This window comes from Bacillus sp. SIMBA_026, assembly GCF_046535335.1.
In the GTDB taxonomy this organism is placed as follows: Bacteria; Bacillota; Bacilli; order Bacillales; family Bacillaceae; genus Bacillus; species Bacillus velezensis.
The window spans coordinates 1-255 of sequence record NZ_JAWRWX010000311.1; the positions used below are offsets into that span (position 1 = coordinate 1).

The 255-nt window shown below is 64.7% G+C and carries 1 protein-coding gene; it reads right to left on the reverse strand.

Going from position 1 to position 255, the window contains the following annotated elements; genetic code table 11:
• A partial coding sequence (locus tag SB847_RS21610; RefSeq protein WP_410578737.1) for a hypothetical protein occupies positions 1 to 255 on the reverse strand: 255 nt, incomplete at both ends.

Sequence of the window (255 nt, forward strand, 5' to 3'; positions counted from 1 at the left end):
GGTGATCAGGTCGGCGATGATGCCTACTGCCCCCAGGGCCAGCGGACCCTGGCCCACTGACATTCCAGCATAGGCGGTCGCGGCTGCTCCAATACCGGCGTCACCGACCACGTCACCCGCAGCTCTCGCAAGGCTGGTGACAGTGCCATCCTTCTCGGTCACGCGAATGTCGACCATGGTTCCCTTGGCAACCACAGGCGCCCCGGCGACATACTCCTTGCCGTCCTTCACCTGCACGCTGGTGTTGGCGCATCC